The organism is Ensifer sp. ENS06 (genome assembly GCF_014852205.1).
In the GTDB taxonomy this organism is placed as follows: Bacteria; Pseudomonadota; Alphaproteobacteria; order Rhizobiales; family Rhizobiaceae; genus Ensifer; species Ensifer adhaerens.
This window is the reverse complement of the sequence record NZ_JACVBC010000025.1, coordinates 41,903-48,612: the sequence shown is the minus strand read 5'-3', so window position 1 is coordinate 48,612 and position 6,710 is coordinate 41,903. Positions and strand designations below refer to the sequence as shown.

The following is a 6,710-nucleotide window of genomic DNA, read 5'->3' as shown; positions in this document are numbered from 1 at the left end:
CGATCAGCGTCGTCAGGAAGGCCTTGCCCTTGAACTCGAACTTGGCGATCGCCCAGGCGGCGGCCACGCCGAAGACGAGGTTGAGCGGCACGGCGATGGCGGCGACGATCAGCGTCAGGCGGATGGCCGAAAAGGTTTCGGCATCGCCAAGGGCCAGCACGAATTCCGTCACGCCCTTGCGCAGCGCCTCGGTGAAGACGGCGGCGAGCGGCAAAAGCAAAAACAGCGCGACGAAGGCGAGCGCGGTGATCGTCAGCGTCAGTCGGGCAAAGCGGCTTTCGGAGGTGGCGGCGGCCAGTTCCGGCAGGGCGGCGCGAGGGCCGGAAGCCGGACTGAGACCGGGACTGGGTGCTGAAGCGGCGGTCAGGTCATGCGACATAGACATATCTCCGCCGGCTCCAGGCCTGGATCGAGTTGATGAGGAGCAGCATGGCAAACGAGATCGCCAGCATGACCGCGGCAATTGCTGTCGCAGCCGCATAGTTGAACTCTTCGAGCCGGATGACGATCAGCAGCGGCGCGATCTCGGAGACATAAGGAAGGTTGCCGGCGATGAAGATCACCGAGCCGTATTCGCCGACACCACGGGCAAAGGCGAGCGCAAAGCCGGTGAGGCCGGCTGGCAAGAGCCCCGGCAAAAGCACCCGGCTGATCGTCTGGAAGCGGCTGGCGCCAAGGGTGGCGGCGGCCTCCTCCACTTCCTTGTCGATCTCCTCCATGATCGGCTGCACGGTCCTGACCACGAAGGGCAGGCCGACGAAGATCAGGGCAATGACGATGCCGGCCGGGGTGAAGGCGATCTTGAGGCCAAGCGGCTCCAGGAACTGGCCGATCCAGCCGTTCGGGGCATAGAGCGTCGTCAGCGCAATGCCGGCCACCGCGGTCGGCAGCGCAAAGGGCAGGTCGACCATGGCGTCGATCACCCGCTTGCCGGGGAACCGGTAGCGCACCAATACCCAGGCGAGGATGACGCCGAAGACGAGATTGATAACGGCAGCGATAAAGGCCGTGCCGAAGGAGATCTTCAAGGCATTGAGCGTGCGCGGATCAAGCGCCAGCGCCACGAACTGCGCCCAGCCGAGCCCGCTGGCGCGAAACACCAGACCCGACAACGGGATCAACACGATCAGAACCAGCCAGCTCAGCGTGATCCCGAGCGACAATCCAAATCCAGGCAAAACACTCGGCTGGCGAAATCGCCACCGGTTCCCATTGCGTCGCTCCGTCACCTTTCGGTCACCTCTTAGCCCCGCAGCCGCGAGCGGCTGCGCTATCCCCTCATCCAAACCGATCTTCAAACCGCCGGTTGGCCGGCTTGTTCGAGCGCCGGTATCTTTCGGCGCCAAACTACCAATTTCATGGGCTCCAACAACGCAAATTTTTGACGCTTCGGCGGCCGGAAGGGAAACTGATTTTCGCTTCTGACCGCGTCTCAAGAAACACTCTGCTCCCAACTTTGTTCCATGCCTGACATCTAAAATGATGGAAGGCAAACGATGCAGCTGAAAAGTTATGCTATAGAATTTATAGATATTGAATGTTCCTTGCTTACGCGCTTTGTCCCGCTCTTCCATAATCAAGCCATGAATCGGGCGCGGCAGAATGCGCGGCCGTTACTTTGAAACATTCTCGTAAGCGGCTGATGTCATGGCAACAACGCTCATCATTCCCGGGCTGTTCGGATCGGGCAGCGGCCACTGGCAGCGCCATTGGCTCAATGACAATCCGCAGGCGGTTCTTGTCGAACAGGACGATTGGGATCGCCCGAGGCTCGATCTTTGGCGCAACAGGCTCGAACACGAGATCTTCCGGCATGGAACCGTCGACCTCGTGGCCCACAGCCTCGGCTGCCTTCTGGTCGCCAATCTCGTGCGGCGCCCGCTCGCCCGGCAGGTGCGCAGCGCCTTGCTCGTCGCGCCGTGCGATCTCGGTCCGACCGATCGGCTTCATCCGGGCGCCATCGACTTCGGGTCGATGCCCGACCTGCCCTTGCCTTTTTCGAGCCTCGTCGTCGGCAGCCTGAACGACCCCTATATGCCTTTCGACCGCCTGCGTCATTTTTCGACCCGCTGGGGGAGCCGCCTCGTCGATCTTGGCCATGCCGGGCACATCAACATTGCCAGTGGTTTTGGCCGCTGGTCGCATGGCTATGACCTATTGAGGGTGTTGAACGGGATTTCGCGTCGGGAGTTTGCACGTGCGCAGCCGGGCGAATTTTCAGAGCAGTTACCCTTGCCAAACGGCGTGGCTTGAACGCTCCAGAGCATGGCGACGGAGACCGCTTTGCGTGGTCGTGTCACACGGCCCTTGATGTCGGCGCCGTTTCGCGCTCTAATAACGCACAAAGTTTATAGAGTATACCGTCTAGGGATGCGCATGCGCCAAGGTGCCAGGCCAGCCGGGATAGGACATACGGGCTCGACCGTCCTTGCGGCGGACGATATCTTCTCGCGACCCTGCAGATGGTCGCCGATACCCTCACAATTCGGTCGGTGTCTGCGTTGAGGACCGAAACAGCCATGCATTTCAAACTTTGCCGGCGGGGCCGGCCATAGGAGAGTGCACATGACTGTCCATGGATTGTTTGCCAAGACGTCTCCGACGGAAATGAGTTCCACGGGCAAGCCGCATATCGCCATCGTCGGCCGCGGTTTTTCCGGTGTAATGATGGCTATCGCCCTGATGAAGTCTGTGCGGGCCGCCTTTCACGTCCATCTCTTCGATCCGCAACCGACGATCAGTGGCGGGCAGGTCCTGGCCGCCGCCCAGAGCGGCGAAATCCTCAACAGCCGCGTTCGCGACCTTTCGGTGGCCGCCGGTCAGCCCGAAGACTTCAACGACTGGCTCTCGGCCAATGCCGAGTTTCGCGCCGCCGTGCCGGCCGCCATTCCCGGGTTCCAGCAGATCTTCGTGCCGAAGAGCATCTTCAGCGACTATGTTTACCAGCGCTTCTCCGAGGCGCTGACGCGCCGGCCGGATATTTCGATGCAGCTCTCCTGTCAGGCGGTGCTTGGTCTTCGCAAGCAGGCTAATGGGCGCTTTCTCGTGGTGCAGGAGAACGCGACGGTGGAATGCGACGCCGTTGTGCTGGCGACTGGTTTTGGTTTGCGCCGCGGCGAGATGGAAGTTGCCGACGAGGAAAAGCCACTGGTGCGCGCCCGTCGTCTCGTCGTGCCGCGCCACACGGTCCTGCTCGGTAGCGGAGTCCGGGTGGTCGACCGCCTGCTGCAGCTTCGCGATAACGGCTTTGCCGGCGAGGTCACCATCCTCTCCCGCCATGGTTTCCTGCCGCAGCCGCATACCCGTCTTTCGGCAGCGCCGACATTTCCGGTCGAGCCGATGCCGACGCGGCTCGGCGAGATCGTTCGCTTCGTCCGGCAGGCCTGTGCCGAGGCAGAAGAAGCAGGGCTCGGCTGGCAGGCGGCCATGAACGGCCTGCGTCGACGGGCGCGGTCCTTGTGGCAGGCGCTGCCTGAGGAAGAAAAACATCGCTTTAACCGGCACCTGCGGTCGATCTACGACAGCCACCGCAATCGCCTGCCGGCACCCCTCTACCTGCGTCTCCGGCAGGAGCTTGCCAGCGAGCGGACCGTGCTACGCAAGGGTTGGGCCGGCCGGCGCCGTCCGGAAGGGTTGATGGTGCGCTTTGCCGGTGAAAGCCAGGAGACGCTGCTGTCAGCCGACCAGGTGATCGACTGTCGTTGTTCGGCGCCTGACCTTCAGGCGCCGTTGATGCAGAGCCTTTTTTCCGGCGGCCTTGCCGAGCCCGACGAACTCGATCTCGGCATTGCCGTCAGCCCGGCGGGCGAAGTGCTCGCGGGCGGAGGCCCGACGCGCGATCTCTACGCAATCGGGCCGCTCGGCGTCGGCAGCCTGCCCGACATCGATCTCGTGCCGGAAATCGTCACGCAGACCTATGCCGCGGCGCGACTGATCGCAACCCGGAACCGGGTCACTCTGAAGACTGGCTAAGGCTTGCCGCTTAACGCCGCGTTGCCCAGGGCACCAGCCAGCGCTCGATGAGGCGTGCCGCCAATTCGAACAGGAAGGCGACAGCGGCGATCACGACGATGCCGGCGATGACCACGTCGGTCACAAGGAACTGGGCGGCGGACTGGATCATGAAACCGAGGCCGCGAGTTGCGGCGACGAGTTCGGCCGCCACCAGCGTCGACCACCCGGCGCCGAGCGCGATACGGGTTCCCGTGAGGATCGAGGGCAGGGCGCTCGGCACGATGACATGGCGCAGCACCTGCAGCCGCGACGCGCCGAAGGAGCGCGCCGCATTGACGTGATCGGCCGATGCGGAACGGACGCCCGTTGCCGTCGAAAGGATGACCGGCGGTAACATCGCCAGTGCAATCACCGCAATCTTCGACGCTTCGCCGATGCCGAGCCAGATGATCACCAGGGGAAGATAGGCAAGCGGCGGCAGCGGTCGCAAGAATTCGACGATCGGATCGAGGATGCCTTTGCCGAGTCGGCTCGCTCCGATGGCAAGGCCGGCGGGAATGCCGGCGACGAGGGCGACGGCAAGCGCGCCGAAGATCCGCAGCAGGCTGGCGCCGACGTGCTCAGCGAGCGTCGCATCGACAAAACCGGTGATGGCAAGGCTCCGGAGTGCCTGGTAGACGGCAACCGGTGACGGCAGGAACAGCGGCGAGACGAAACCATAGCTGGAGGCAAGGCTCCAGAGGAAAAGCAGTGCCGTAATTGTCGCGAGCGAAATCCAGACAAGCGGCAATGGTGGTCGGTCGGCGCTCTGTTCTGCTTGCTCGTCTAGGTGGCGTGCCGTCGGCATGATAGGCGGCAGGCCTTCAACCGAGATGCTCATGCGGCAATTCCTTCTTCTTCGGCATGGATGAGCACGGTCAATTCGTCCTGCAGCCGGCGAAAGGCGGCTGAGCTGCGGATTTCCGAAAGCGGTGTCCCTGCGAGGTGATCGCGGCCGAAGGTCGTGAAGATTTCGCTGGTGATCCGGCCGGGATTGGGGGCAAGCACGATAACCCGCGTTGCCAGCAGCAGCGCCTCCTCGATGCTGTGGGTTATCAGGAGGGCGCCGACTCTATTCTGTTGCCATATGTCCAGAAGAAAGCCCTGCATACGGCTGCGGGTCAGCGCGTCGAGCGCGCCGAGCGGCTCGTCCATCAACAGAAACTTCGGGCTGGAGGCAAGCGCACGGGCAATGCCGACACGCTGGCGCATGCCGCCCGACAGTTCCCAGACATGCCGCTCGGCTGCATCGCTGAGCCCGACCTGATCGAGAAGGGTTCGCGCCCGCACCAGCCGATCCGCCTTGGAAAAACCGCGCAGGCGCAGGGGAAAGGCGACATTGTCGAGGGCAGTCAGCCACGGATAGAGCGCATCGTCCTGGAACACGACGGCGCGCTCTGCCCCTGGGCCGGCGACCGGCGCGCCATCGAGCCGAACGCGGCCGCTGCTGGGTTTCACGAAGCCAGCAGCAAGATTGAGAAGGCTGGTCTTGCCGGAGCCGGAGCGGCCGATGACGACAACGAACTCGTCGTGGTCGATCGACAGATCGATCGATGCAAGCACCGGCGTGTTCCGGCCGGCATCGGCCGCGTATCGCAATGTGACATTCTCAAGCGAGAGGACGGACATGCTGTTCTCCTGGCATGGCAAAGTGCGCCCGCCCGAAGATTTCATCCGGGCGGGCAGCAATTGAGTGAACGTCAGAACGAGAGCTTTGCCGCTTCCTGCGCCCAGCGGGCGGAAACGTAGGGCGCGTAGTCGGGGAGGACTGCCGGGATCTTGCCCTGTTCGAGCAGGAAGGCCGAGGTCTGGGCGATCGCCTTGACGGTCGCGCCGCCGAGAAGATCAGCGCTCGCCTGCTCTTCGAGCGAGGGGAAGTAATAGCCCTTGAGCAGGTTCGGCACCTCCTCGGGCTTTGCGCCGGTGAGCCGTGCGATCTTCTCGGCCTGCGGCGAGCCCGCGCTCCAGGCCTCCGGCTTGGCGCGGTAGTCCGCATAGGCGTCGCCGGTCACCTTGACGAAGCCGGTGACGATTTCAGGATGTTCCTCGGCAAACTTCTTGCTGACGATCCAGGCGTCGAAGGTCGGTCCGCCCCATTTCGCGACGTCGCTCGATGTCGCAAGCACGGTCGCGGTCTTCTTGATTTCGGAGAGAACCGGATCCCAGACATAGGCGCCATCGATATCACCGCGCTGCCATGCCGCGGCGATCTCCGGTGGCCGGAGGTTGAGGATTTCAACCGCCTTCGGGTCAATGTTCCAGTGTTTCAAGGCGGTGAGCAGGCTGTAATGCGCTGTCGAGACGAAGGGCGTTGCAATCTTCTTGCCGGCAAGCTTTTCCGGCTTGTCGATCCCCTTGACGGCCAGCGCCTCTGCGTCGCTGATCAGGCCGACGACGAAGATTGTTTCGAGCGGAATTTGGCGGCTCGCGGCGGCGGCCAGCGGAGAGGATCCGACATAGCCGATGTCGATCGACCCGGATGCAAGTGCCGCAATCACGTCTGCGCCACCGTCGAATTTCTGCCAGGTGATCTTGGCGCCGGTCACCTTCTCATAGGTCCCGTCTGCCTGCGGCACGCGCGACGGCTCGACGATGGGCTGGTAGCCGATGGTCAGCGTCGTTTCGTCCGCATGGGCTGGAAGGGAAAGCTGGCTCGCCGCCAAGAGGGCGGCACTGGCGGCAAGAAGGGTGCGTCTGCGGATCGTCATCGTATGCTC

General features: G+C 63.2%; 6 protein-coding genes and 1 pseudogene. 2 read left to right on the top strand and 5 right to left on the bottom strand.

Features of this window, described 5'->3' with window-relative positions; all coding sequences use genetic code 11:
• A pseudogene (gene cysW / locus IB279_RS36000) lies at positions 1–379 on the bottom strand (sulfate/thiosulfate ABC transporter permease CysW); the annotation flags it as partial.
• Positions 369–1,229 carry a sulfate ABC transporter permease subunit CysT gene (gene cysT, locus IB279_RS35995; RefSeq protein ID WP_064817029.1) on the bottom strand — a complete coding sequence of 287 codons (861 nt, stop codon included), beginning with the start codon at positions 1,227–1,229 and terminating at the stop codon, positions 369–371. The gene cysT and the pseudogene cysW, both read right to left, overlap by 11 nt.
• 418 nt (positions 1,230–1,647) lie before the next feature.
• Between cysT and IB279_RS35990 the strand changes: the two genes are divergently transcribed.
• Complete coding sequence (locus IB279_RS35990) at positions 1,648–2,253, top strand: alpha/beta hydrolase (protein ID WP_060610811.1); 606 nt, start codon at positions 1,648–1,650, stop codon at positions 2,251–2,253.
• A 312-nt stretch (positions 2,254–2,565) separates the two neighbouring features.
• On the top strand, positions 2,566–3,972 hold the full coding sequence (locus IB279_RS35985) for an FAD/NAD(P)-binding protein (RefSeq protein WP_192341191.1): 1,407 nt from the start codon (positions 2,566–2,568) through the stop codon (positions 3,970–3,972).
• A 10-nt stretch (positions 3,973–3,982) separates the two neighbouring features.
• On the opposite strand, the gene IB279_RS35980 is transcribed toward IB279_RS35985, so the two are convergent.
• The 3 genes from IB279_RS35980 to tauA form a co-directional block, all read right to left on the bottom strand.
• Positions 3,983–4,834, bottom strand: coding sequence for an ABC transporter permease subunit (locus IB279_RS35980; protein WP_168711307.1), 852 nt, complete (start codon positions 4,832–4,834; stop codon positions 3,983–3,985).
• Complete coding sequence (locus IB279_RS35975) at positions 4,831–5,622, bottom strand: taurine ABC transporter ATP-binding protein (protein WP_192341189.1); 792 nt, start codon at positions 5,620–5,622, stop codon at positions 4,831–4,833. The genes IB279_RS35980 and IB279_RS35975 overlap by 4 nt, the downstream gene beginning before the upstream one ends.
• 71 nt (positions 5,623–5,693) lie before the next feature.
• Positions 5,694–6,701 carry a taurine ABC transporter substrate-binding protein gene (tauA, locus tag IB279_RS35970; RefSeq protein ID WP_159416017.1) on the bottom strand — a complete coding sequence of 336 codons (1,008 nt, stop codon included), beginning with the start codon at positions 6,699–6,701 and terminating at the stop codon, positions 5,694–5,696.
• Between the last annotated feature and the right edge of the window lie 9 nt (positions 6,702–6,710).